Annotated in this window: 25 protein-coding genes and 1 pseudogene; 9 read left to right on the top strand and 17 right to left on the bottom strand. The window is 73.1% G+C overall.

Going from position 1 to position 24,381, the window contains the following annotated elements; all coding sequences use genetic code 11:
- Positions 1–62 precede the first annotated feature (62 nt).
- The 11 genes and pseudogenes from CLT72_RS21875 to CLT72_RS21820 form a co-directional block, all read right to left on the bottom strand.
- Positions 63–608, bottom strand: a pseudogene (locus tag CLT72_RS21875) (flavin reductase family protein); the annotation flags it as partial.
- A gap of 166 nt (positions 609–774) precedes the next feature.
- Positions 775–1,269, bottom strand: coding sequence for an SRPBCC family protein (locus tag CLT72_RS21870; protein WP_101413370.1), 495 nt, complete (start codon positions 1,267–1,269; stop codon positions 775–777).
- Between the two features lie 101 nt (positions 1,270–1,370).
- Positions 1,371–3,071, bottom strand: coding sequence for an ABC transporter permease (locus CLT72_RS21865; protein WP_101413369.1), 1,701 nt, complete (start codon positions 3,069–3,071; stop codon positions 1,371–1,373).
- Positions 3,056–3,820, bottom strand: a complete 765-nt coding sequence (locus CLT72_RS21860) for an ABC transporter ATP-binding protein (protein WP_101413368.1) — start codon at positions 3,818–3,820, stop codon at positions 3,056–3,058. Before CLT72_RS21860 ends, CLT72_RS21865 begins: the two co-directional genes overlap by 16 nt.
- Positions 3,821–3,912: 92 nt before the next feature.
- A complete protein-coding gene (locus CLT72_RS21855; protein ID WP_101413367.1) occupies positions 3,913–5,553 on the bottom strand; it encodes a sodium/solute symporter in 1,641 nt (546 codons plus the stop codon).
- A 2-nt stretch (positions 5,554–5,555) separates the two neighbouring features.
- Positions 5,556–5,906, bottom strand: a complete 351-nt coding sequence (locus tag CLT72_RS21850) for a DUF485 domain-containing protein (protein WP_101415316.1) — start codon at positions 5,904–5,906, stop codon at positions 5,556–5,558.
- 299 nt (positions 5,907–6,205) lie between these two features.
- On the bottom strand, positions 6,206–6,883 hold the full coding sequence (locus CLT72_RS21845) for a DUF5701 family protein (RefSeq protein ID WP_101413366.1): 678 nt from the start codon (positions 6,881–6,883) through the stop codon (positions 6,206–6,208).
- 426 nt (positions 6,884–7,309) lie between these two features.
- Positions 7,310–8,071, bottom strand: a complete 762-nt coding sequence (locus tag CLT72_RS21835; RefSeq protein WP_101415315.1) for a LytR/AlgR family response regulator transcription factor — start codon at positions 8,069–8,071, stop codon at positions 7,310–7,312.
- 17 nt (positions 8,072–8,088) lie between these two features.
- Positions 8,089–9,339: a sensor histidine kinase gene (locus tag CLT72_RS21830; protein ID WP_101413364.1), complete on the bottom strand. Its 1,251-nt coding sequence runs from the start codon at positions 9,337–9,339 to the stop codon at positions 8,089–8,091.
- Between the two features lie 38 nt (positions 9,340–9,377).
- Entirely contained in the window at positions 9,378–10,949 is a 1,572-nt protein-coding gene (locus CLT72_RS21825) for a sugar transferase (RefSeq protein ID WP_089002887.1), read from the bottom strand.
- Between the two features lie 264 nt (positions 10,950–11,213).
- A complete protein-coding gene (locus CLT72_RS21820) occupies positions 11,214–12,074 on the bottom strand; it encodes a DNA-formamidopyrimidine glycosylase family protein (RefSeq protein ID WP_101413363.1) in 861 nt (286 codons plus the stop codon).
- Between the two features lie 24 nt (positions 12,075–12,098).
- Between CLT72_RS21820 and CLT72_RS21815 the strand changes: the two genes are divergently transcribed.
- From CLT72_RS21815 to CLT72_RS32985, 4 genes are all read left to right on the top strand, one after another.
- Complete coding sequence (locus CLT72_RS21815; RefSeq protein WP_101413362.1) at positions 12,099–13,358, top strand: glycosyltransferase family 4 protein; 1,260 nt, start codon at positions 12,099–12,101, stop codon at positions 13,356–13,358.
- A gap of 65 nt (positions 13,359–13,423) precedes the next feature.
- Positions 13,424–13,708, top strand: coding sequence for a type II toxin-antitoxin system Phd/YefM family antitoxin (locus CLT72_RS21810; protein ID WP_101413361.1), 285 nt, complete (start codon positions 13,424–13,426; stop codon positions 13,706–13,708).
- Positions 13,705–14,097, top strand: coding sequence for a type II toxin-antitoxin system VapC family toxin (locus CLT72_RS21805; protein ID WP_101413360.1), 393 nt, complete (start codon positions 13,705–13,707; stop codon positions 14,095–14,097). The genes CLT72_RS21810 and CLT72_RS21805 overlap by 4 nt, the downstream gene beginning before the upstream one ends.
- 166 nt (positions 14,098–14,263) lie before the next feature.
- Positions 14,264–14,725 carry a Scr1 family TA system antitoxin-like transcriptional regulator gene (locus tag CLT72_RS32985; protein ID WP_486484306.1) on the top strand — a complete coding sequence of 154 codons (462 nt, stop codon included), beginning with the start codon at positions 14,264–14,266 and terminating at the stop codon, positions 14,723–14,725.
- Positions 14,726–15,212: 487 nt separating this feature from the next.
- On the opposite strand, the gene CLT72_RS21795 is transcribed toward CLT72_RS32985, so the two are convergent.
- From CLT72_RS21795 to CLT72_RS21775, 5 genes are all read right to left on the bottom strand, one after another.
- Complete coding sequence (locus tag CLT72_RS21795; RefSeq protein WP_101413359.1) at positions 15,213–15,935, bottom strand: CDP-alcohol phosphatidyltransferase family protein; 723 nt, start codon at positions 15,933–15,935, stop codon at positions 15,213–15,215.
- Entirely contained in the window at positions 15,910–16,977 is a 1,068-nt protein-coding gene (locus tag CLT72_RS21790; protein WP_089002891.1) for an iron-containing alcohol dehydrogenase family protein, read from the bottom strand. Before CLT72_RS21790 ends, CLT72_RS21795 begins: the two co-directional genes overlap by 26 nt.
- Positions 16,965–17,696 carry a phosphocholine cytidylyltransferase family protein gene (locus tag CLT72_RS21785; RefSeq protein WP_101413358.1) on the bottom strand — a complete coding sequence of 244 codons (732 nt, stop codon included), beginning with the start codon at positions 17,694–17,696 and terminating at the stop codon, positions 16,965–16,967. Before CLT72_RS21785 ends, CLT72_RS21790 begins: the two co-directional genes overlap by 13 nt.
- 79 nt (positions 17,697–17,775) lie before the next feature.
- Positions 17,776–18,546 (bottom strand): hypothetical protein, encoded by a 771-nt coding sequence (locus tag CLT72_RS21780; RefSeq protein WP_101413357.1) that lies wholly within the window; start codon positions 18,544–18,546, stop codon positions 17,776–17,778.
- Positions 18,543–18,992 carry an NUDIX hydrolase gene (locus CLT72_RS21775; RefSeq protein ID WP_486484305.1) on the bottom strand — a complete coding sequence of 150 codons (450 nt, stop codon included), beginning with the start codon at positions 18,990–18,992 and terminating at the stop codon, positions 18,543–18,545. Before CLT72_RS21775 ends, CLT72_RS21780 begins: the two co-directional genes overlap by 4 nt.
- A 116-nt stretch (positions 18,993–19,108) precedes the next feature.
- Between CLT72_RS21775 and CLT72_RS21770 the strand changes: the two genes are divergently transcribed.
- The 4 genes from CLT72_RS21770 (at position 19,109) to corA (ending at position 22,760) form a co-directional block, all read left to right on the top strand.
- Complete coding sequence (locus tag CLT72_RS21770; protein WP_101413355.1) at positions 19,109–19,501, top strand: CBS domain-containing protein; 393 nt, start codon at positions 19,109–19,111, stop codon at positions 19,499–19,501.
- A 92-nt stretch (positions 19,502–19,593) separates the two neighbouring features.
- The gene (locus CLT72_RS21765) at positions 19,594–20,052 is read left to right on the top strand and encodes an ester cyclase (RefSeq protein ID WP_089002896.1); all 459 of its coding nucleotides are present in this window, start codon (positions 19,594–19,596) and stop codon (positions 20,050–20,052) included.
- 106 nt (positions 20,053–20,158) lie between these two features.
- Positions 20,159–21,253 carry an aminotransferase-like domain-containing protein gene (locus CLT72_RS21760; protein WP_101413354.1) on the top strand — a complete coding sequence of 365 codons (1,095 nt, stop codon included), beginning with the start codon at positions 20,159–20,161 and terminating at the stop codon, positions 21,251–21,253.
- Between the two features lie 358 nt (positions 21,254–21,611).
- Positions 21,612–22,760, top strand: a complete 1,149-nt coding sequence (gene corA, locus CLT72_RS21755) for a magnesium/cobalt transporter CorA (protein ID WP_101415313.1) — start codon at positions 21,612–21,614, stop codon at positions 22,758–22,760.
- A 139-nt stretch (positions 22,761–22,899) separates the two neighbouring features.
- Here corA and CLT72_RS21750 read toward each other — a convergent pair whose 3' ends face one another.
- Positions 22,900–23,715: a hypothetical protein gene (locus tag CLT72_RS21750; RefSeq protein WP_089002898.1), complete on the bottom strand. Its 816-nt coding sequence runs from the start codon at positions 23,713–23,715 to the stop codon at positions 22,900–22,902.
- An 84-nt stretch (positions 23,716–23,799) separates the two neighbouring features.
- On the opposite strand from CLT72_RS21750, the gene CLT72_RS21745 reads away from it, so the two are divergent.
- Positions 23,800–24,330 (top strand): peptidylprolyl isomerase, encoded by a 531-nt coding sequence (locus tag CLT72_RS21745; RefSeq protein WP_101413353.1) that lies wholly within the window; start codon positions 23,800–23,802, stop codon positions 24,328–24,330.
- Positions 24,331–24,381: the final 51 nt, after the last annotated feature.

Here is a 24,381-nt window from a genome sequence, read left to right as displayed (position 1 = left end):
CGAGCGGTCGCCCGGCCGTCGGGATGCGGTGCCGCCGTCAGGCCGGCCCGGAGCCGCCGTCGTCAGGTCAGCTCGCGGTAGCGGCCCCGGTAGTGCAGCAGCGGGTCCGTCTCCCCGGCCAGCTCGACCGCCTCGATGCTGGCCTCCACCAGCAGGCCCCAGCCGTACTCGCGGGCGGAGTCGAGCCGGCACCCCGCCCAGCCGCCGGCATCGGCCGGCACCGGACCGTAGGGGGTGTCGGTCCACGCGCCGGTGGCGAACAGGCCGCCGGGGGACGGGAAGAGGCCCGCGAACCGGTCGGCGAGCTGCCGGTGCGCCGGGCCGAGCGGGGTCACCGCGAAGCGGCCGGCGGACTCGACCGCCGCCCACAGGTCGGACTCCGGGTCGACCAGGCCGAGCAGCCGGTCCGGCTCACCCTCCGCGACCAGCGTGGAGGAGACCGTCAGGCCCGCCGGCTCGGGCGCCGTCCAGAGCGTCACCGGCGACGCCAGCCGACCCCGCAGCCGGCGTACGGGCGAGCGCTGGCCGGCGGGCACGGCGAACGGGTCGGTGTGGTGGATCTCGGCACCCGGCTCATGATTCACGTGAAACATTGTGCGGCCTGCCCCGCCCCGACGGGCCCGGATGTGGCCCCCGGCGAGTGGAAGTTCGCAGTGCGGCTCACCCGCTGACCTACCGACACGGACCCCCCTCAGGTCGGCTGGTTTGATCTTGGACGTTCTGCGCCCCTCCAGGGGCCGTTTCCTTCGGTCTCGTCGGGGTGCGCTGGAGGGGTCAGTCGTCGGCGGCCAGGGAGCGGCGGGCGGCGGCCAGCACCTCCGGGTCCGTGCAGCCGGCGGCGTACCCGGCGATCCGGCGGCGGATGTCGCGGCCGAGCAGCCAGGAGCCGATCCGCTCCGCGACCGGGCGCAGGAACGCGGGCCGGCAGCGGAAGCTGTACCGCCAGGTGGCGACGGTGGAGCCGGGCTCCGGGGCGGGCGCGAAGCGCCAGCCGCCGGCGAACATCTCGAAGAACCACGGCCCGCGCACCATCTTCATGCCGACGTGGCTGGGCGGCGCCCAGGAGACGTACTCGCTGACCATCGCCAGGCCGTGCCGGGACCGGGTGAAGGTGCGCACGCCCTTGCCGGGCCGGGTCGCCCCGTCGGTGAAGTGCTGCTCGCGGACGAACGGGTCCCACCGGTAGCGCACCGGCGCCGTGGTCTGGGAGACCACGAAGGCCAGCTCGGGCGGGACCGGCACGGTGACCACCGCTTCGACGACGGGCATCAGGCCATTGTGCCGCCGACCGGCAACCACCGCGTCCGGAGTGCGCCGGCCCGCCTTCCGCGCCCGCCGGGCTGGCGAACGTCGCCGGCGCCGGCCCGCCGTCAGCGGCGCGGGGTCACGGTGGCGAGCAGCTCCGGCATCCGGCGGTCCAGCACGTCGCCCGCCAGGTACGCGCCGAGCAGCGCCGCACCCAGGCCATACGCGGCCCCGAGCGGCAGGGCCAGCCAGAGCCAGACGTCGCCGAGCAGCCCGGCGGCCACCACCATCGGCACCGCCGCCACCGCCGTGGCGAGCATCGCCAGCAGGGTGAGGAAGCTCTTCGCGATGCCGGCACCGGTGTTCAACGCGAACGGGTTGCTCGTCTCCGGCAGCGAGTACGCCCCCAGCACCGAGACGAAGCAGTTCACCGCCAGCCCCGCGCCGTACGTGGCGAACAGGGTGCCCGCCATCAGCCCGATCCAGCCAGGCTCGCCGAGGACCACCGCGACGACCACGGAGATCACCACCAGCATCGGCAGGACGTAGAGCGAGAACGCGGCCATCCGGGCCCGCAGCTCCTGCTGGCCGGAGACGCCCGCGACCACGTTCGCCGCGTACGCGCTGCCGTCGAAACCGAACTGGTTGGCCACGGTGACGGCGGCGAGCAGCCCGACGAAGAGCATCGACACGCTCGACAGCAGCGGGGACGGGTCGAGACTGGCGTTGAACCCCTCGGCGCTGTCGATGGTGAAGCCCGAGCCGCCCACGTTGACCATGACCGGTACGAAGAGACCGACGACCGCGACGGTGATCAGGTTGGCCCGGCGTCGGGCGTCCCGCCACCAGTAGCGGGCCTCCCGGGCGACGAGGGCGCCGAACCGGTCCCGCCGGGCCCAGCCGACCGCCCTCGGGAAGAGCTGTGCGACCGCCCCGCCGGTCGTACCGCGCTGGGCGCGGACCGGCCCGGCACTGGCGGCACCCACCATGGCGGACTCCAGGGAGCGGGACCACCAGGCCAGCAGCGCGACGATCGTCGCCGCCGTGATCAGCAGCTTCACCGGCGCGGCCCAGAGGCGGCCCTCGGCCATGTCGATGCCGGCCGTCCAGGGCGCCCCGAACGGGGTCCAGCCGACCACCTCGGCCACCCCGTCGAGCCGGTCCCAGTCGGCGTCGCCGAGGGCGGCGACGCCGAGGAGCTGCAACGGCCCGATCAGCGCCGCGAGTACGGCGAGCAGCACGGCGGCCAGGTCACGGACCCGGCGGGACCGCAGGGCGGTGGCGAAGGCGCTGGTCACGGCCCGTGCCGCCGCCACGCATAGCAGCAGCCCGGCGACCACCCCGACGAGGGCGACCACGGCGGCCGACCAGCCGCCCAGCGCTCCGGCCGTGACCACCAGGCCGCACAGGGCCAGCAGCACCGCGATCGTGGGGACGCTGACGAAGGCGGCGGCGAAGAGCCCGGTGACGAGCGTGCGGCGGGGCAACGGCAGCAGCGCGAACCTCGCCGGGTCCAGCGTCTCGTCCACCCCGAAGAAGACCAGCGGCAGCAGCAGCCAGCCGAGCACCGTCAGGCCACCGCCGAAGGCGGCCACCATGAGCGCGTAGCGGCTCTCGCCGGCCAGCCCGGGCGCGGCGAAGAGGAAGAAGCCGGTGGCGGCGAACCAGAGCCCGAACACCGCGCCGCCCACGAAGAGCGCCACCCGCCAGGCCTGCCCCCGGAAGTTGTTGCCCATCACCCGCAGCTTGAGCCGGACGAAGTGCCGGGCCGAGACCGGCCGGGCGGGCGCGGCGGAGACGGTCGGTCCACTCACTGCGACAGCCACGCCAACTCCTCGCCGGTCGCCGTGCGGCCGCCGACCACCTCGACGAAGACCTCCTCCAACGAGCGGCCGTTGCGCACCTCGGCGATGGGGCCGACCCGCTTGATGGTGCCCGCCGCGAGGATCGCCACGTGCGAGCAGAGCCGCTCGACGACCTCCATCACGTGGCTGGAGAAGACGACCGTGCCGCCCCCGGTCACGTACCGGTGCAGGATGTCGCGGATCAGCGCGGCCGAGACCGGGTCGACCGCCTCGAAGGGCTCGTCCAGCACCAGCAGCCGGGGCCCGTGCAGCAGCGCGCAGGCCAGGCCGATCTTCTTCTTCATGCCCGCCGAGTAGTCGACCACCAGGGTCCGGCCGGCGTCGCCGAGCGCGAGCACGTCCAGCAGCTCCGCGGCCCGCTGGTCGACCACCGCCGGGTCCATCCCCCGCAGCAGGCCGTGGTACGCGAGTAGTTCCGCGCCGCTGAGGCGGTCGAAGAGCCGTACGCCGTCGGGCATCACGCCGAGCAGTTGCTTCGCCCGTACCGGGTCGGCCCAGACGTCGTGACCGAGCACCCACGCGCCGCCGGCATCCGGCCGGAGCAGCCCGACCGCCATCGACAGGGTGGTGGTCTTCCCCGCGCCGTTCGGGCCGAGCAGGCCGTAGAAGGAACCGGCCGGCACGTCGAGGTCGACACCGGCCACCGCGACCTTGCCGTCGAACTGTTTCGCCAGGCCACGCAGGGAGAGCGCCGGGTGCTCAGCAGTCATGCGTCGACCGTATCCGGCCCGGACCAGCCGGCGCTCCGGCCGCAGGATGATCCCCGGTCATCCCCGAGTCGTACCCGGGTCCGACCGGCGCGCTACAGCCGCAGCGCCTCCGGGGCGTGCAGGCGGAGCATGGTCGCGCCGACGTCGGCCGGCGCCCGGCGGCGGGTCGCCACCGAGACCGCCACCATCACGGTGAAGGCGAGCGGCACCGTCCAGGCGGCCGGCTGCGCGGTGAGCGTCGCGGGCCAGCCGGACAGTGGCGGACCGAGCACCGTGACCAGCACCGCCGCGACCGCCGCGCCGCCCCCGACCAGGATCCCGGCGGCGGCGCCGAGGTCGGTCAGGCCCCGCCACCAGATGCCGAGCACCAGCAGGGGGCAGAAGCTGGACGCGGCGACCGCGAAGGCCAGCCCGACCACCTGCGACACGTCCAGGTCGGCGAGGTTGAGGGCGAGGACCGCCGGCACGGCCCCGGCGATCACCGTGGCGAGGCGGAAGCCGCGTACCGAGCCCCGCCCCAGCACGTCCGTCGAGATCACCCCGGCGACGCTGGTGAGCAGCCCCGACGAGGTGGAGAGAAAGGCCGCGAACGCGCCGGCCGCGACCAGCGCGGCGAGCAGCCGGCCGGTGGTGCCGTCGCCGAGCGCGGCGCCGGGCAGCAGCACCACCACCGCGTCGGTCTGCCCGGTCACCAGCAGTTGCGGGGTGTAGATCCGGCCGAGCACCCCGTAGATGGTGGGCAGCAGGTAGAACGCCCCGACGAGGGCGAGCACCACCAGCGTGGTGCGGCGGGCGGCGGCGCCGTCCGGGTTGGTGTAGAAGCGCACGAGCACGTGCGGCAGCCCCATGGTTCCCAGGAACGTCGCCAGGATCAGCGAGTAGGTGGCGAACAGACCACGGTCGTCGTCCCCGGCGGTGCTGGGCAGCAGCCAGTCGGCGGCATCCGTGGCCACCCCGGGGACCTCCGGCACCGGGTCGCCGGCGGCGAAGGACAGCTCGTCGCCGGGGCGTACCTCCTGGATCCGGCCGTCGGGCAGGGTGAGGGTCGCGCGGTGCTCGACCACGACGGTGGTCGCGGTCCGGAACGTCGGCCCGTCGGGCGGGGTCACCGCCGGGCGGGCGTCGGCCTGCCACTGCAACGCCAGGAAGATCGCCGGTACGGCCAGCGCGGTCAGCTTCAGCCAGTACTGGAAGGCCTGGACGAAGGTGATCGCGCGCATGCCGCCGAGCGCGACGTTCGCGGTGACCACCACGGCCACCAGCAGGGCCCCCAACGGGTACGGCGAGCCGGTCACCGTGGCCAGCGTCAGCCCCGCCCCCTGCAACTGCGGCACGAGGTAGAGCCAGCCGATGAAGATCACGAAGACGGTGGCCAGGACGCGCAGCCGACGCGACCCGAGCCGCAGCTCGCAGAAGTCCGGCAGGGTGAACGCGCCGGAGCGGCGCAGCGGCGCGGCCACGAAGAGCAGCAGGGCCAGGTAGCCGGCGGCGAAGCCGACGGGATACCAGAGCACGTCGACGCCGTACTTGAGGATCAGCCCCGCGACCCCCAGGAAGCTCGCCGCCGACAGGTACTCCCCGCCGATCGCGGCGGCGTTCCAGGTCGGGCTGATCACCCGTGAGGCGACCAGGAAGTCGGAGGTGGTACGCGCCAGCCGCAGCCCGTAGAAGCCGATGCCGACGGTGACCAGGGTGACCGCCACGATCGCCGGTACGACGAAGCCGTTGCCCACCCTCAGCGCTCCGGCCGCTGGACCAGGTCGGTGAAGTCCTGCTCGTTACGTTCGGCCAGCCGCACGTACGCCCACCCGACGGCGATCAGGAACGGGAACGACACCACCCCGAGCAGCAGCCAGGGCAGGTGGACGCCGAACACGGTCACCCGGCCCACGGCGGGGGCGACGGCGAAGAGCCACGGCAGCCCGCCGAGCCCGATCGCCACCACCAGGGAGAGCCGCAGGGCCAGCGCGAACTGGGCCCGGACCAGCCCCCGGACGAGGGCGTCGCCGACGCGGGTCTGCTCGGCCAGCTCGGCGCGGGTGCGTTCCGCGCGGTCCTCCCGGCGGGACACCTCGGCCAGCACGATCCGCGCCCGGGGCTGGGGTGGCGTGGGCTGCCCCGGCGCCCCGGGCCGGCCCGCGTGCTCCGGCGCCCCGGGCCGGCTCGACCGGGGCGTCGGGACGGGATCGTCGGCAGCGGCCACCCCGGCAGTCTCGCCCGATCGCCGTGATTGTCAAGGGCGCTGCGTCGGCGTCGCGCCGGTGGGGCGGGCCCCGCCGGACCCACCCCATCCGGGCCTGTGGACAACCTGTGGAGAACGAGTCACCCCTGTGGATAACTCTGTGGGAACCGGTGACCGACCTGCCGGCCACCCCGCCCCGACGCTCACTCCGCGCCGGCGTGCTCCAGCCCGACGCGCTCGGGGCGGGCGGAGGCGGAGCCGAGCCAGGTGTGCGGGTTGCCGTACCAGCACCAGCCGAGCTTCGGCGCGTTCTGGCTGATCCAGAGCGCCGGCACCCGCTTGTCGCCGCAGCGGGAACCGACCAGAGAGAAGCACTTGTTCTTCGCCAGCGCCTCGGGGTGCAGGGTGACGAAGGCGAGCCCCTCGTCGATGGTGAGCGGCAGCCGGTCCTGGCCGGTGATCACCTCCATGGCGGCGGCGGGGGCCAGGTTCAGCGTCTCCTCGCCCCGGTCGACGTCGAAGAGCAGGTACGCGGGACCGGCCGGCACCTCCAGCTCCTTGATCGGGTCGAACTTCGGCAGCTCGCCCTCGGCGTAGTGCCGGTCGACGATGCCCGGCTTCCGCTTCCCGGCCAGCGTGGTGAGCGCGACGCGCTCCTCGACCGGCACCAGCTCACGGGTGATCACCAGCAGGAAGGGCACCCGCCCCTCCGTCGGCGCGGGCAGGCCCGCCGATCCGGCGACGGCCGCCGCGCGCAGCGGCGCGACCAGGTCACGGAAGGCGTCCTCGGTCAGCTCGGCCAGGGTTGGGTAGCCCAGCTCCACCAGCCGGTCGAGCTGGCGGTCGAATTCGGTCGCGGCGTCGAACAAGGCGGCCTCCATTTGTCGTACGGGGTACCGTACAGCGTACGACGACGCGTGCCTATTCCCGGCCCGCGAGGAAAACTGGGGACGACGTACCGGGATCCAGGCGCTGTCGAGCTGCCCCGTCCATGGGACCAGGAGGGCCCGAGCCTCTGGTCTCACGCATGGGGCAGCTCGACAGCGCCAAGCGGGCGATGCCCCGCCTCCGGAACCGGCAAGCACCGCGGCGACACGGGCCAGGCCCGTAGAAAGGAAACGACACGGGCCGGGCCGGTAGATGGCGAGAACGGCAGGGCCAGCCGGCGCAGGGCAGGGCGGCGCAGGGCAGGGCGGCGCAGGGCAGGGCGGCGCAGGGCAGGGCGGTGAAGGGCAGGGCGGTGAAGGGCAGGGCGGTGAAGGGCAGGGCGGTGAAGGGCAGGGTGGCGCGGGCCGGGGCCGGGCATATCAGCGGTTCCAGTCCTGCTTCGCCGCGCGGACCAGCTTGTCCTTCAGCTCGCGGGTGTGCCGGCGGCTGACCGGCAGCTCCGCCGAGTCGATCACCACGACGTAGCCGGAGTTGACCAGCCGCAGCTCCGCGATCAACTTCAACTGCACCAGGTACGAGCGGTGGATCCGGACGAACCCGGCATCCGCCCAGCGTTCCGCGAGCGTCGCCAGGGACACCCGCACCAGGTGCGAGCCGTCGGCGGTGTGCAGGCGGGCGTAGTCCCCCTGGGCCTCCACCCACCGCACCGCCGAGCGGGGCAGCATCCGCGTGGTGCCCGCCAGCTCGATGGGGATGGTGGGATCCTCCTCCGCCCGGGCCAGCGCCGCCGGGTGCGACGGCACCACCCGCGCGCCGATCACCCGGCGCAGCGACTCGGCGAGCCGCTCGGCGCGTACCGGCTTGCGGACGTAGTCGGTGGCGCCCAGGTCGAACGCGTCCACCGCCCCGTCGTCGTACGCGGTGACGAAGACGATCGCCGGTGGCCGGGCGAAGCGCCGCAGCACCCGGGCCAGCTCCATGCCGTCCAGCCCGGGCATCCGGATGTCGAGGAAGACCACGTCCACGTCGCCGTCGCGCAGCACCCGCAGCGCCTCCGTGGCGTCGCCCGCCGTGTGCAGCCGCGCCACCCGGGGATCGGCCCGCAGGTGGTACGCCAACTCGTCCAGCGCCGGCGGCTCGTCGTCGACCGCCAGCACCCGCAGGAACCCGGCCGCGCCCACCTCCGCGGTCCGCTCGATCACGAGCCGGCCCGTACGCCGGGGTGGAACTTCGGCACCCGCATGCTCACCTTCGTACCCGAGCCGAGGCCCGTCTCGACGACCAGGCCGAAGCCGTCGCCGAAGACCGACCGGAGCCGCTCGTCGACGTTGGAGAGCCCGACATGCTGGCCCGGGTCGTCTCCGACGCCGGCCAGTGCGGCATCGCCCGGGCCCCCGGCGGCGCCGGCCAGCTCGGCGATGCCGGCGGTCAGCGTGCTCGGATCCATCCCCACTCCGTCGTCCTCCACGGTGATGTGGCACTCGGTGCCCGCGTCCCGGGCCTCGATGCTCACCATGCCCGTGCCCGGCTTGCGGGACAACCCGTGCCGGACGGCGTTCTCCACCAGCGGTTGCAGGCAGAGGAAGGGCAGCGTCACGGGCAGCACCTCCGGGGCGATCTGGAGCCGCACCTGGAGCCGGTCGCCGAACCGGGCCCGCTCGATGGTCAGGTAGCGGTCGATCGAGCGCAGCTCCTCGGCCAGCGTGGTGAACTCGCCGTGCGCCCGGAACGAGTACCGCGTGAACTCGGCGAACTCCAGGATCAGCTCCCGGGCCCGGTCCGGGTCGGTGCGGACGAACGAGCCGATCGCGGTCAGCGCGTTGTAGATGAAGTGCGGGCTGATCTGGGCGCGCAGGGCGCGCACCTCGGCGCGGGCCAGCCGCTCCCGCGACGAGTCCAGCTCCGCCAGGGCCAACTGGTTGCCCGCCCAGTGCGCGGTCTCCAGGGTGGCCTGCACCAGGCCCGGCTCCGGCTGACCGTCGGCGACCGTGACCAGCGCCCCGACCCGACGCCCGTCCGCGCCGGTCAGCGGGGCCACGACCGCCCCGCGCACCGGGCAGTCCACCCGGTCGCAGCGCAGCTCCGGATCGCCGAGGACGGTCGAACGGCCCGACGCCACCGCCCGCCCGGCCGCCGCGACCAGTTGCGCCTCGTGGTGCCCGCCCCGCCCGTCGAGGGCGAGCACGCCCTCCCGGTCCGTCAGGGCCAGCCCGGCCGCCCCCACGAGCGCCCGCAGATGGCGTACGGCCTTCGCCGCGTTCGCGGCGCTCAGGCCCGCGCGCAGCGGCTCGGCGGCCAGCCCGGCGGTGTGCAGCACCTCGTACGTGGCCCGCTGGGTGGCCGTGGCGATGCCCCGCCGCGCGCGCAGCCGGACCACCGCGAACACGGCCGCCCCCAGCGCGGCGAGCAGCGAGACGACACCGAAGACGCCCGAGAGGTTGCCACCCACGCAGCGATCCTGGCCCCTGCCGGCCCGCACGCCAAGGGTCAGTACGCGCCCTTGCGGGCGAGCACCACCCCGACGGTGCGCCACAGGATGCTCAGGTCGTACGCCAGCGACCAGTTGTCGACGTAGTAGAGGTCGAGCCGGACCGCCTCGTCCCAGGACAGGTCGGAGCGGCCGGAGACCTGCCACAGCCCGGTCATGCCCGGCCGGACCAGCAGCCGGCGGCGCACGTCGCCGAGGAAGTCGCCGTCGTCGGCGGGCAGCGGGCGCGGCCCGACCAGCGACATCTCGCCCTTCAGCACGTTGATCAGCTGCGGCAGCTCGTCCAGCGACGAGGCCCGCAGGAAGCGGCCCACCGGGAAGACCCGGGGATCCTGCTTCATCTTGAACAGCATGCCGTCGGTCTCGTTGCGGTCGACGAGGCTGGCCAGCCGGTCCTCCGCGTCCACGTACATGGTGCGGAACTTCCAGACCCGGAAGGTGCGGCCCTCGTGGCCCACCCGGGGCTGGCGGAAGAAGACCGGACCGGGGTCGGAGAGCCGGATCGCCACCGCGATGGCCAGGAAGACCGGGGCCAGCAGCAGCAGGCCGAGCCCCGCGGCCACCCGGTCCATCAGGTTCTTGGCCAGCAGCGCCGGCCCGGAGAGGGTCGGCTCCTCGACGTGCAGCAGCGGCAGGCCCTCGATCGGGCGGATGTGCACCCGGGGGCCGGCGATGTCGGTGAGCTGCGGAGCGACGACCAGGTCGACGCCGGAGCCCTCAAGCTGCCAGGCCAGCCGGCGCAGCTCGCCCGGCTCCGAACTGGCCGAGCCGCAGACCGCGATCGTGTCGCCGCCGACCTCCCGCACCAGGGCTAGGACGTCGCGGCCCGCGTACACCGGGACGGGGGTCTCGATGCCCTTGGCCGCCGCGTAGCCGTCGGTGATGTGGATGGCGACCGGCATCAGCCCGGCGGCCGGGTTGCGGGTGACCGCCGTGTAGACCTCCAGGCACTCCGGCAGGGTGCCGATCAGCACCATCCGGTGGCCGGCCTGGCTGATGTTGCGCCGGACCACGTGCAGCACGAAGCGGCAGAGGATCCGGTTGAGCAGGATCAGCAGCAGCGCCGCGAGCAGGGCGGTGCCGACCGTGTAGCGGGACAGGTCGGTCTTGGTGGCGAAGGCGAGGAACGACACCGTCGCGGCGACGGCGACGCCGGCCCGGATCACCCGCTTGTACTCGTCCGGGCCCAGGCCGAGGTAGCGCCGGTCGTACGCGCGGTTGGCCCAGAGGCTGACGATCCAGCCGAGCGGCAGGAGCACGAACGCCACCGTGTGGAACCACGTGGGGTCCTGCTCGGCGTTGTAGAAGCCCGCGCGCGACTGGTCGAACGTCTCGATCGCGATCAGGCTGGCCACCGCGGCGGCTGCGAAGTCGAGCAGCAGCAGGAGGGTGATGTAGGGCCGGTGCCAGCGGGACACGCGGCGGCGGGCCCGAGCCCACGCGGACCGGGGTACGCCGTTGTGGGACGGCGGTGCCGGCGGCTGGATCTCGAAGCTGTCGACGTGCCGCACGAGTTTGCTCCGGCCTGTGTTGGTTACCGGGCGCTGGAGGCTTGTCGTCACCTCACCCATGTCCTCCCGCATGACACGGGCCGCTCACTCGCCGTGAGGGCCCGGTCGCCCACCGTCCCAGTCTCCCACGCGGGCGCCGACCCGCGCGCTGACCCGAGGGACAATGCGCCGGTGTGGTGCCGCCGGGCGCCTGGCCGGCTCCGCGCCATTTCAGAAGCCGGGGACCGAGCCACTATACCGATGGATGACGGGCCCGGTAGAGCCGCAACTCAGACCTTCGACGCGGGATGGCCGATTCCGTTCCGTAGTCGGCAGTGTCGTCACTCACCGTACAAGTCGAGAGAGCCGACGGTCAGCGAGCGGCTTCCCGCCGGTCTGGCAGGTCGCGCAGTACTGGAGGCTGGAATCGGCGAACGAGACCTCGCGGACGGTGTCCCCGCAGACCGGGCAGGGCTGCCCCGTGCGGGCGTGCACCTTCAGCCCCGAGCGCTTCTCGCCCTTCAGCTCGGCCGCCTTCTGCCCGACCGACCGGCGCACCGCGTCGCCGAGCACCTCCCGCGTCGCCGCGTGCAGGGTCGCCAGCTGGTCGTCGGTCAGCCGGTTGGTCAGCGCGAACGGCGACAGCCTCGCCGCGTGCAGGATCTCGTCGGAGTACGCGTTGCCGACCCCGGCCAGCACCGTCTGGTCGGTGAGTACGCCCTTGACCTGGCCCTTGCGGCTGCGCATCCGCTCGGCGAAGGTGGCCGCGTCGGCGGCGAGGGCGTCGGGGCCGAGCCGGGCCACCCCGGGCACCGCCGCCGGGTCCGTGACCAGGTAGACGGCGAGGCTCTTCTGGGTGCCGGCCTCGGTGAGGTCGAAGCCCGAGCCGTCGTCGAGGCGTACCCGCAGCGCGATCGGGCCCTTCCCGGGGCGCAGCGGGGCGGCGGATCCAAACGCCTCCCGGTAGTGCAGCCAGCCCGCCCGGGCCAGGTGGACCACCAGGTGCAGCTCGCCGTCGAGCACCACGTCGAGGAACTTGCCGTGCCGGCGGGCGTCCGTCACGCTCCGCCCGGCGGCGGCGGTCGGCGCCGGGTCGTACGTCTTCAGGGCGCTGATCGCGGCGACCTCCAACCGGTCGACGCGCCGCCGGACCGCGCGCTCACTCAGGTAGTTCGTGAGCGCCTCAACATCCGGTAGTTCGGGCACCAGCCAACGGTAGCCTTCTTTCCCGTGAGAATCGTGGTGGCGCACAACCGGTACCGGGAGGCTCAGCCCTCCGGTGAGAACACCATCGTCGACGCGGAGATCGCCCAGCTCACCGCGGCCGGGGTGGAGGTGCTGCCGTTCATCCGCAGCTCGGACGAGATCCCGTCGATGTCGAAGTCGGCCAAGGCGCTGCTGCCGATCTCGCCGATCTGGGCGCCCCGTGCGCAGGAGGACCTGAGCCGGCTGATCGCCGAGCACCGGCCGGACGTGCTGCACCTGCACAACCCGTACCCCCTGATATCGCCCTGGATCGTGCGGACCGCGCACCGGCACGGCGTGCCGGTGGTGCAGACGGTGCACAACTACCGTCAGGTCTGCTCCTCGGGGCTCTACTTCCGTGACGGGATGATCTGCCAGGACTGCCGGGGCCGGGCCCTGGGGGTGCCGGCGATCGTGCACCGCTGCTACCGGGGCTCGCGGGCGCAGAGCGCCCTGATGGCGACCACGCTGGCCGTGCACCGGGGCACGTGGCGCTCGGTGGACCGGTTCGTCGCGCTCACCTCGGCGGTCGCCGACCACCTGCGTGACTACGGCATCCCCGCGGAACGGATCGTGGTGAAGCCCAACGGCATCCCCGATCCGGGGACGCCCGCGCCGCTCGGCGACGGCTTCCTCTACATGGCCCGGCTCTCCCCGGAGAAGGGGCTGGCCCTGCTGCTGGACGCCTGGCGGCGGCACCCGGACGGCGCGCTCGGCCCGCTGCGCATCGCCGGCGACGGTGAACTGCGCCCGCTGGCCGAGGCCGCCGCCGCCGAGCGTGCCGACGTGACCTACCTCGGCCCGCTGGACCGTGCCGGGGTACGCGCCGCGATCGAGGCCAGCGCGGTGATCGTCGCCGCCTCCACCTGGCACGACGTGCTGCCCACGGTGATCATCGAGGCGCTGGCCGCCGGCCGCCCGGTGCTCGGCACCGCCCTCGGCGGCATCCCGTACCTGCTCGGCGCGGACGGCCCGCGCGAACCCGCCGGCACCGGCCCGGCCGCCGTCGCCACAGCCGCGCCGGGGGAGGGCCGCGTCGCGCTGCCCACCGGCGTGGCGGCGGGCGAGGCGGGCTGGGCGGTGCCCCCGGAGCCGGCCGCCATGGCCGCCGCCCTGCCGGTGGCCGCCGCCGGGGCGGCGGAGATCGCGCAGGCTGCCCGGCTGCGCTACGAGCGGACCTTCCACCCCGACGTGGTCACCAAGCGGCTCATCGACATCTACGCCGACGTGACGCGCCGCCGCTGACCGACCCGCCCGCGAGGACCGTCTGTAGGTACGATCTCGGTGTTGTTGGCACAAGGAGGTGTGGTGTGAGCACCGTGTCAGTGCGTGAGTTCTCCTACAACCCCAGCGCGATGTTCGCCCGGGTGGAGCAGGGCGAGACGATCGAGGTCACACGGCACGGCAGCGTGATCGCCGTGCTGCTGCCGGGTTCGGGGACGCTCGGCAGATATGCCTCATTGGTGGCCAAAGGGGTCATTCGCCTCAAGGCGACCACTACGAGCGACATCCACCGGCTCCCCCGTTACGACGTACCGCCCGGTGTGTCGCCTCTTGATCTGCTGCTGACCGACCGCGAGGACGATGAGCAGTGATCTACCTGGACTCGTCCGCCCTGATCACGCTGCTTGCCGACCGCACCCACGCCACAGAACTGCAGGATTTTCTGGCGAGCCGGGTCGGTATGCCGATGGGAACCAGCTCCGTCGGATTCGTCGAGACGGTGCGCACCCTCGACCGGATCGGCGACTATCCGGACGCCATGGAGATGTTGGCGCGGAACTTCACCGAGATCCTGTTGACCGAGGAGGTCCGGGATTCGGCGGCAGCTCTCCCCGCCGGCATCCGGACGTTGGACGCGCTGCACGTGGCGAGTGCCCAGGCTCTTGGCGATGCGCTCGACGTGCTGGTCACGTACGACAAGCGCATGTCGGACATCGCAGCCTCGGTGGGCTTGCCGGTCGCGGCTCCCGGCACCGACTGACTCCTCCGTGGCCGGGGTGGCGGTGTCCCGGACGGAGTTAATGATCGTGATCAGGCGATCCAGGTCGGCGGAGGGAAAGAGCGAATCCGGGTCCGGCGCGATGTCGCTGAACGGGGAGTCGTAGAGCCGCTCGGGTGCCATGACGCCGTTCTGCGTGAGGTGGGCGATGATCAGATCGACGGGCCAGCGCGAAGAAGCACGCCGCCGGGTCGAGGTGCGCATGACCCGGCAGGCTTGCCTGACCGAAGAGCCGGCCCTGAAGTTCTGGGCAATCGTGGACGAGGGCGTGCTGCGTCGTCGGACCGGCGGTCCAGACGTCATGCGCGCCCAACTCAACCACCTCATCGAGATGAGCGATCGGCCGAACATCGAGCTTCAGGTGCTTCCGTTCAGCGAGGGGTGGCACCCCGGCACGGTGGGCTCCTTCTCGATCCTGGAGTTTCCCGAGGACCGGTCACGTGCCGTGTGGCGCAAGAGCAGCCGAAGCGACGCCAACAGCCAGTGCGTCAAGGTGGCCGACCTCCGTGACGGGGTGGCCGTCCGAGACAGCAAGGACACGGCCGGCCCCGCGCTGGCCTTCGACGCCCAGGGCTGGCGCACGTTCATCGACTCCCTGAAGCGCGGCTGAGGCGCGTATCAGAAGTACCAGGGGCCGATCCACGTCATGGCGTGGGCGGTCCGACGGACGGAGGATCTGAAGGGCGCGCGGGGAGCCGGCGAACCACTACCACCGCAGCGCTGATACCTCGGTGGCATCAAAATGCCTGTCTGGTATCGGGATAAGTCGGCCACACCGCCGGTCGTCAGGTCCGACGCGGCGGCGAACCACTGGTGAGACAGGTTCCAGCGCTGCCTTCCGTGGTCGGGTCTGCCGGCGGTTGCCACGTTCCGGGAATTTCATTCCGTTCTTTCAGACGGCCGGAGATCTTGGTGCGAAGGTGCCCCTCCAGGGGCCGTCGCGTACCAAGATCTCGCGGGCGGTCGGCCGTGGGCACGGTGTGCCGGACGTGCCGATCGAGCGGTAGCACAGACGGGGCAGCTCGGCAGGGGCCGAAGAGGGACACCTCGGCCCCGGCGCGGGCCGCCCCGGCGTGGGCCGCCCCGAGGGGCGCAGCTCAGCGCAGGGAGGCGCGGGCCGAGAAGGCGATGCTGGCGAGCAGGAAGCCGCCGTTGACGATCGTGAACGCCACGATCACCCAGAGGACCAGGCCCGGGGCGAAGGCCAGCACCAGGCCGGCCGCGAAGATCACCGCGCCGTAGTCGCGGACCAGCTTCACGAGGCGTACGGGCAGGGAGGTCGAGGTGACCATGCTGGCGGCGTTCGGGCCGGCCTGCATCACCGAGGTGACCAGGTTGACCATCCAGGTGCCGGCGAAGATCGCGACCAGCCAGCTCGGCGTCGACGGCTCCTGCGCCACCGCCGTGGCCGCCAGGGCGGCGACCAGGGCGATCTGGGCGGCCACGTCGGCGAGCACGTCGACCCGGGCACCCGCCGCGCTGCCCTGACCGGTCACCCGGGCGAGCTGACCGTCGGCGCAGTCCAGGGCGTACGCCACCTGCCAGCCGACCAGCGCGAGCAGCCCGACCGCCCAGGCCGGGACGTCTCCGGCGGCGACCCGCCCGGCGAGCGCGACCACGGTGACCGAGGTGGCCAGGCCGAGCACCAGGTTGGCGATGGTCAGCGCCGTCGGGCGCAGCCCGAGGCGCTGGGCGACGAGCGCGAAGACCGCGCCCAGCCACTGGCTGATCGATTCGCTGAACAGGCCGCCGCCCCGGTTGACCCGGTGGAAGTCGGCGACGGTGGGACGGGGCTCAGCCAAGGTGGTCGCGGATTGCACCGGCGTAGTCTGCCAGCCGCTCCCGCGTCTCGGTAGGCGACATCGCCAGGTGTTCGAGGATCGTGTAGCGGTCCGGCCGGGTCCGGGGCGCGAACTGCACGGCATCGACGAACTGCTCGTCGGTCAGGCCCAGGTCGCCCGGCGTGGTGGCGAGGCCGTGCCGGTGCAGGCAGTGGGCGAGGCGACCGAACCGGTCGGAGTCCCCCCGCAGGAACGTGCAGAAGAGGGCGCCGAGCCCCACCTGCTCGCCGTGGGCGGCGGTGCCGGGGTGGAGCCGGTCGATCGCGTGGGAGATCTCGTGGTCGCCGCCGCTGGCGGGGCGCGTCGACCCGCACACGGAGCTGGCGATGCCGCCCATGATCAGCGCCTCGGCCAGCGTGGTGAGGAAGCCGTCGTCGGTGATCTTGCCGGGGTGGTTGAGCAGCGCCTCGGCGCCCGTCCTGGCCAACGTCACCGCGAGCCCGTCGATGGGCTCGCCGCGTACCTCGTGGGCCAGCTCCCAGTCGGCGCAGGCGTTCAGGTTGCTCACCGCGTCGCCGATGCCGGCCTGGGTCTGCCGGTCCGGGCCGTTCTCCACGAAGTCGAGGTCGACGATGACGCCGATCGGGATGTGCACCCCGTAGGAGCCCTTGCCGCCCTCGTGGTCGAGCGAGGCGGTCGGGGAGGCGATGCCGTCGTTCGCCAGGCTGGTCGCCACCGTCACCATCGGGATCCCGTAGCGGGTGGCCGCGTACTTGGCGGTGTCGATGGTCTTGCCGCCGCCGATGCCCACCACGGCGTCGTAATGGCGGCGGCGCAGCCGGTCGCCGAGGTCGTTCGCCGCGTCGATGGTGCCGCCGACGACCGTGAAGACGTCGGCCGCGCCGAGCGACGGCCGGCACAGCTCGACGATCCGCTCACCCTGCCCGGGGCCGACCACCACGGCCACGTCCCCGCCGGCCGAGATCCGCCGGTCGGCCAGCAGCGGCCCGAGGTCGGCCACCGCGCCCCGCCGGACCTCGATCACGAGCGGGGTGTTGACCGTACGGGCTAGTAGCGGCACGCGATCTCCCGCGCCCGGGCCAGGTCGGCGTGGTTGTCGACCTCGACCCAGGAGACGTCGCCGATCGGCGCCGCCCGCACCTCGCCACCACGGTCGGCGAACTCCTGGTAGCCGTCCTCGTAGTAGAGGTTCGGGTCACGCCGCCACGTCGCCTCCAGCGCGTCGGCGAGGGCGTCGGCCACCTGCGGCTCGATGAGCGTCGCGCCGATGTACTCCCCGTACGCCTCGCCCGGGTCCATCAGCTTGGTGATCCGGGTGAGCTGGCCGGCGGCGTCGAAGGTGGTCTTCATCTCCTCCTCGGCCAGCGGCTTGATGGTGTCGACGGCGAGCAGGATGCCCGGGCCGCGCTCGGCCAGCAGGGTCTTCTCCACGCTCACCGGGTGCACGGTGTCGCCGTTGACCAGCAGCACCCCCCGGGAGAAGTGCTCGCGGGCCAACCAGAGCGAGTACGCGTTGTTCCACTCCTCGGCCTTGTCGTTGTGCACGAGGGTGATCGTGACGCCGTACCGCTTCTCCAGGTCGGCCTGGCGGGAGACGACCGCGTCGGCGGCGTAGCCGACCACGATCACCACGTCGGTGAGCCCCACCTCGGCCAGGTTGCGCAGCGAGATGTCCAGGATGGTGGTGTCGCCGTCCACCGGCACCAGCGCCTTGGGCAGGGTGTCGGTGTACGGGCGCAGCCGACGCCCCGCCCCGGCTGCGAGCACCATCCCGATCATTGAGGCGTCCTCCGTCGTACGAGTCCCGGTCACCGCTGGAGGATAGCCCCGGGCGGCGGCACCGCTGCGGTCAACCGGGTCAGCCGGGCAGCGCCGCCAGGTCCGCCAGCACCCCCAGCCGCTCCTCGGCGCTCAGCACGGCGTACGGGGCGGCGGCCCGCCGGTCGGTCTCCAGCTCGATGGCGAGCTGCTCCGGGCCGGGCGGCAGGGCGGTGGCGCTCGCCGCGTCGTGCCCGGCGGCCGTCCACGCGGCGGCGTGCGCGTCGGCCCGGTGGTAGCGCATGGTGCCGAGCCGGTTCAGCAGCAGCACGCCGGGCGGGGTGCCGTCCGGCTCGTACGGCGGCGCCGACGCGGCGAACGCCGCACCCGCCTGGGCGCCCTGCTCGTCGGCCAGCACCAGCGCGCACGTGAGCACCCGGCCGAACGCCTCCACCAGCCGCAGCACCCGGTCCTCGTGCCCCGCCCAGAGTTCCTCGGTGACCTCGGCGTGCACCTGCCAGATCTCGGCGAGGAAGGCCAGCCCGCGCTCGGTGGCGGTGAGCCCGCCCTCGGTGCTGCGGTGGATCATCCCGTACGCCACCTGCTTGTCCAGGGCGCGCCGGCACTCGACCGGGTCCCGGTAGCGGGTGACCGCCGCGAAGCCGGCCTCGTCGACCGTCCCGCCCGGCGCCGCGAGGCGGGTGCGGAACTCCAGCAGGAAGCCGGTGGCCGCCGGCCCGCCGTACCGCTGGCTCAGCTCGGCGCCACCGCCGTCGCGGCCGGCGAGGATGCCGGCGACGAACGCCCGGTCCACCGCCGGGGCGACCAGGCCGGCGAACCGGTGCGGCGCCAGCTCGACGGTGTCGTTCACAGACCGATCGAACGCAGGGCGGCGAAGCCTTCGGCCGCGATCCGGCGGATGAGGCCGTCGTTGACGTCGCGGTGCTCGTCGAGCAGGTCGAGCTCGTCGGCGGCGAGCCAGCGGAACTCGGTGTGCTTGCCCGCCTCCAGCGTCGGCCGGGCCAGGTCGCCGTCGACCCGGACCAGCCAGTCGCGCTCGACGCGGGCCAGGCCGTCGTCGGCGACGTAGCGGTATTCCCCGACGTGGCCGAGCACGTGCGACACCGCCCAGCCGGTCTCCTCGGTCACCTCCCGGCGCAGCGCGTCCATCCAGTCCTCGCCCGGTTCGAGGTGGCCGCCGACGATGTCCCAGCAGTTGGGAAAGATGCGCCGCTGGGGAGATCGTCGCTGGACGAAGAGTCGACTCTCGTCGTCGACGATCAGCGCGCCGGCGCAGCGTAGAGGCTCGGTGGACACGCCTCGACAGTAGCGAGCGGTGGCGCGATCCGGCGACGCCCGGTCTTGTCGCCGGGCAGCGCGCGGGCGCACCATGTCCCCTACCGGGTGCCGCCGTCCCACAGGGGTGATGCGTGATGCAGGTTCGGGAAGCGATGTCCAGCGAGGTTCTCGTGGTCGGCCCGGAGCACACGCTCCGCCAGGCGGCCCGGATGATGTCGGCCCGCGGTGTCGGGTCGGCGGTCGTGATCGACCCGGAGTCCGAGGGGGTCGGCATCATGACCGAACGCGACGTGCTCAAGGCGATCGGGGCCGACCTGGACTGCGACGTCGAGCGGACGGGCGCCCACCTGACCTGGGACGTGGTCTACGCCGGGCCGGAGTGGACCGTGGAGGAGGCGGCGGCGGCCATGGCCCGGGGCGGCTTCCGGCACCTGGTGGTGCTCGACGGGCGCGAGGTGGCCGGGGTGATCTCCGTCCGGGACATCATGCGGGTCTGGGCGGCGAGCCGGATGGCCGGCACGACCTGAGTCACGGCTCGGCGGAGGGTGTGGCGGGCCGATCGACGGGTAAGGATCCCAATGCGGGCGCGGACGGGCCGTGACCCGCGTCGGAGGTCCTCATGCGTGGCGCGGATCGGCTGGTCGAGCAGCAGTACGCGATGCTCCTGCGGCGGGACGTGGCCCGGCTGCCGGATCTCTACGCGGCCGACGCCTTCTACTCCATGCCGGGCGTCACGGTGCGCCCGATCGAGCTGCCCGCGCTGTTGCGCACCTGGACCGGGGCCTTCCCGGACCTGGTCGTCGACCCGATCGGGTCCGTGCAGACGGCGGGCGGCGCGGCCGTCGAGCAGCGGCTGACCGGCACCCACACCGGGGTGCTGCACACCCCGTTCGGCACGGTCGCGCCGACCGGCCGGGTGGTGAGCTGGGAGGTGGTGGACGTCGTCCGGGTCCGGCGCGGCCGGATCGCGGCCTGGCGGTCCTACTTCGACTGGGGGCAGCTCATCGCGGCGCTCGGCCTGCACGTGGACGGGCTCTCGCGGGAAGCGCAGCACGACCCGCTCGGCCTTCCGGTCTGACCTGCCGCCGACCGGTCGACGCCGGTCACCCGTCCCGGTGGCTCAGGATGCGGACATCGCCGTGCCTGGCGCACGCACCCCGTCGCCTTCCGTACGCTGAACAGCCATGACCGCCGAGCAGCTGATCTCCTTCGCCCGTGGCGCTCCCTCCCTGGACATCGTCGATGTCGAGGGGCTCAAGGCCGCCGCCGTCCGCGCGTTCGACGCCGATCCCGCCGGGGTGACCGCGTACGGCACCTCCGTCGGCTACCTTCCGCTGCGGAAGTGGATCGCCGAGAAGCACGGGGTCTCCGCCGACCAGGTGCTGATCACCAACGGGTCGTTGCAGGCGGACGCGTTCCTCTTCGACCACCTGGTCCGCCCCGGCGACGCCGTGGTGGTGGAGCGGCCGACGTACGACCGGACGCTGCTCAACCTCCAGCGGATGGGCAGCGAGCTGCACGGCGTCTCCATCCAGCCGGACGGGCTCGACACCGCCGAGCTGCGCAAGCTGCTGGAGTCGGGGGTGCGTCCCCGGCTGGCGCACGTCATCCCGAACTACCAGAACCCGGCGGGCGTGACGCTCAGCCTGGAGAAGCGCCGCGAGCTGCTCGACCTCGCCGCCGAGTACGAGTTCACGATCTTCGAGGACGACCCGTACGCCGACATCCGGTTCCGGGGCGAGGCGCTGCCGTCGATGCTCTCGCTGGACACCCGTGGCGTCGTGGTGCACGCCTCCAGCTTCACCAAGACGGTCTGCCCCGGCGTACGGGTCGGTTACCTGGTCGGCCCGGCGGACCTGATCGGCGACATCGCGAAGAAGGCGACGAGCCTCTACATCTCGCCGGGCATGGTCTCCGAGGCGATCGTGCACCAGTTCTGCGTCTCGGGCGACATCGCGCGCTCCATCGAGACGGTGCGCGCGGCGCTGGGCGAGCGGGCCCGGGTGCTGGCCGAGTCCCTGCGCCGGCACATCCCCGAGGCCCGCTTCGTGGAGCCGGACGGCGGCTACTTCCTCTGGGTGGAGCTGCCCGAGGACGTGGCGGTCGACCGGCTCGCGCCGGCGGCCGCCGAGCGCGGGGTCGCGGTGGTCAAGGGCAGCGACTTCGTCGTCGACGGCGGGCGGCACGCGCTGCGGCTGGCGTACTCGGCGGTGACCGCAGACCGCATCGACGAGGGCGTGCGGCGCCTGGCGGAGGCCATGGCGGCCGTACGGGGCTGAGTTTCTGTCAGATTTCTGACAGTTGCGCGATCGTGGCCGTCCCGGGTCTCCCGCCGGGGCGGCCGACGGCCCACAATGCTGCGAGCGTCACTCACCACGTGTAGCGGAACTCACCGCCCGGTGCCGGCCCCCACCGCGCCCGGCGGCCGAGGCCCGGCCGGCCCGACCGGCGACACGGGGAGTGTCGCGACCAGCACAACCCCCGCCCCCAAAGGGCGCCGGGCTGGGCCGGGTCGTCCCCTCACCCCCCTGAAGCGACCCGGCCCACCCGGCGCCGCCCTCCCGGGGATCGTCACCGGCGGTGATCATCGACGGCGGCGTACTGTTCACCCTCGGCAGCGCGTGGGGAGGGGGCGGGATGACGGACCGGGGGCAGCAGGGGCGGACCACCGCGCCCAACGGCGGACGGGTGCTCAGGCCCCGCGACTGGGTGGCGCCCGTGCGGGCGATGACCCGCCGGCTCAACCCAGACCATCCGCAGCAGGCCTCCGCGCCGGCCGGCCCGCAGCGCAGCCCCGTGGTCGACTGCGCGCTCTACGTGGACGGCCGCCGGCAGCCCGGCGACTGGCGGTACGCCGAGGCGCTCGCCGCTGCCCGCAGTGCGGAGAACGGCTTCGTCTGGCTCGGCCTGCACGAACCCGAGTTGGCCGAGATGACCGCCATCGCCGCCACGTACGGGCTGCACGAGCTGGCCGTCGAGGACGCCGTGAAGGCCCAGCAGCGCCCCAAGCTGGAGCAGTTCGGCGAGGTCAGCTTCCTGGTGCTGCGCACCGCCCGCTACTGCGAGCACGCCGAGCTGACCGAGCACTCGGAGGTCGTCGAGACCGGCCAGGTGATGCTCTTCATCGGCCCGAACTTCCTGATCAGCGTCCGACACGGGGACGCCTGCCGGCTGGCTCCCGTCCGGGCCGACCTGGAGACGAAGCGCGACCTGCTGCTGCACGGCCCGTGGGCGGTGGCGTACGCGGTCACCGACCGGGTGGTGGACCTCTACCTCGAGGTCGCCGACCGGCTGGAGGACGACCTCGACATCCTGGAGGCCGACGTGTTCGACCGCCAGTCCAGCGGCCGGATCCAGCGGATCTACCAGATGAAGCGGGAACTGGTGGAGTTCAAGCGGGCCGTGATGCCGTTGCAGCGACCCCTGCTCACCCTCACCGCGCAGATGAACCGCGACGTGCCGAAGGAGATCCGCCGCTACTTCCGCGACGTGCAGGACCACCTCAGCCGCACCGTCGAGCAGGTCAACTCGTACGACGACCTGCTCAACTCGATCCTCCAGGCGCGGCTGGCCCAGGTCACGGTCGACCAGAACAACGACATGCGCAAGATCGCGGCGTGGGCCGCCATCGCCGCCGTCTGGACCGCCATCGCCGGCATCTACGGGATGAACTTCGAGGTGATGCCGGAGCTGAAGATGACGTACGGCTATCCCGTCGTCCTCGCCCTGATGCTCGCGATCTCGCTGGCGCTGTACCGCTGGTTCCGCCGCAACGGCTGGCTCTGACGGCCCGAGCCGGACGCGCAGCCCCCGCCGCACCCGGCGCCGCCGCCTCACCCCCGCGGCTTCCGTCGTCGGACGCGGAAGCGCCGGCGGGGCGGCGGGGAGCCGCTTCGCCGGCGCTTTCCGGGACCGACAGGGGATGTCAGCGGCGGCCGTTGGTCCGCGCGCCGCCCTTCCCGAGAGCCTCGGTCAGGTCGTCCGCGGGACGACCCGAGGTGTCCTTCGCGCCCTCGGCCACCGACGGGACCTTGTCCGTCGCGTGCACCGTCGGCTGCTTGCCGGGGGTGGTGGTGGAGGCGCTGTCGCCGCCGGCCACCGCCGAGCTGCCGGCGCCGGTCGGGCCACCGGCCACGCCCGAGCCGCTCGACATCGTCGACGCGTCGGTCACCGGGGTGCGGATCTCCATGGTCTCCACCTCGTCGCGCATCGGCTCCAGCTTGCGGGTCGGGTCGTACTCGGCCCACTCCTGCTGCTCCCGACGCCGCCGCATCGCCACGGCGGCGACACCGGCCACCGCGCCGGCCGCGAGCAGGCCGGTCATCATGGACCCGCCGCGCCGGGAGTTCTTCTTCCGGGACGCCTTCATGTTCTTCGCCTTGACCTTCCTGCCGGCCGCGACCTGCTTGGCTGCCAGGGCCTTCCGTCCGGTGACCGCCTTGCCCGCCGCCTCGGCCTGCGCCTTGCGGACGGCCAGGGCCAGCGGCGCGAGCGCGGCGACCGTGGACGCGAGGCCGCTGGACGCGCGGTCGCGCACGATGACGGCCGTCGGCGCGACCGCGCCCCGGGCCGCCTGGACCCGCGGGGCGACGGTGGCGCCGGCACCCTTCGCGGCGTACGTCGCGGCCTGCCTCAGGTGACCGAGGCCCTGGTTCAGCTCCACCTTGGCCAGCTGCCCCTGGGTCTTACGCCGCCCGATTCCAAACACGGTCCCACCTCCTGGGAGTTGTTCCTTCGTCATCCTCCACCTTCGGATGCCTCCGCACTGCCAGATCGGGCACATGGGAGGATCCGCATGGAACTGACCAACGACTGAGGAGTACCCGTGGCCGAGGCTGTCTACGCCACCTTGCACACCAACGCTGGCCCGATCCGGCTGGAGCTCTTCCAGAACCACGCCCCGAAGACCGTCAAGAACTTCGTCGACCTGGCGGAGGGCACCCGCGAATACACCGACCCGCGTACGGGTCAGCCGGGCAGCGGGCCGTACTACGACGGCACCATCTCGCACCGGGTGATCAGCGGCTTCATGATCCAGATGGGCGACCCGACCGGCACCGGTCGCGGTGGCCCGGGCTACAAGTTCGGTGACGAGTTTCACCCGGAGCTGCGCTTCGACCAGCCGTACCTGCTGGCGATGGCGAACGCCGGGCCGGGCACCAACGGCTCGCAGTTCTTCATCACCGTGTCGCCGACGCCGCACCTGAACAACCGGCACACCATCTTCGGGAAGGTGGCCGACGAGCAGTCCGCGAAGATCGTCGACGCGATCGCCAACACCCCGACCGGCCCGAACGACCGGCCGTTGCAGGACGTCGTCATCGAGCGGGTCGAGATCGAGCGGTCCGCTGCCTGAGCGGTCCGCGAGGTACCTTTGCCGACATGACTGAGCGCTCCGAGGGCCGGG

This window comes from Micromonospora sp. CNZ309 (assembly GCF_002846525.1).
This window is presented reverse-complemented; position numbering and strand designations above follow the sequence as displayed.

Coding starts and splice junctions, on each gene's coding strand:
- corA (WP_101415313.1), top strand. CDS start 21,612: ATGACGGACCGGGGGCAGCAGGGGCGGACCACCGCGCCCAACGGCGGA.
- CLT72_RS21860 (WP_101413368.1), bottom strand. CDS start 3,820: ATGACTGCTGAGCACCCGGCGCTCTCCCTGCGTGGCCTGGCGAAACAG.
- CLT72_RS21870 (WP_101413370.1), bottom strand. CDS start 1,269: ATGCCCGTCGTCGAAGCGGTGGTCACCGTGCCGGTCCCGCCCGAGCTG.
- CLT72_RS21760 (WP_101413354.1), top strand. CDS start 20,159: ATGACCGCCGAGCAGCTGATCTCCTTCGCCCGTGGCGCTCCCTCCCTG.
- CLT72_RS32985 (WP_486484306.1), top strand. CDS start 14,264: ATGATCAGATCGACGGGCCAGCGCGAAGAAGCACGCCGCCGGGTCGAG.
- CLT72_RS21845 (WP_101413366.1), bottom strand. CDS start 6,883: ATGGAGGCCGCCTTGTTCGACGCCGCGACCGAATTCGACCGCCAGCTC.
- CLT72_RS21770 (WP_101413355.1), top strand. CDS start 19,109: ATGCAGGTTCGGGAAGCGATGTCCAGCGAGGTTCTCGTGGTCGGCCCG.
- CLT72_RS21750 (WP_089002898.1), bottom strand. CDS start 23,715: ATGACGAAGGAACAACTCCCAGGAGGTGGGACCGTGTTTGGAATCGGG.
- CLT72_RS21765 (WP_089002896.1), top strand. CDS start 19,594: ATGCGTGGCGCGGATCGGCTGGTCGAGCAGCAGTACGCGATGCTCCTG.
- CLT72_RS21825 (WP_089002887.1), bottom strand. CDS start 10,949: ATGGGTGAGGTGACGACAAGCCTCCAGCGCCCGGTAACCAACACAGGC.
- CLT72_RS21785 (WP_101413358.1), bottom strand. CDS start 17,696: ATGATCGGGATGGTGCTCGCAGCCGGGGCGGGGCGTCGGCTGCGCCCG.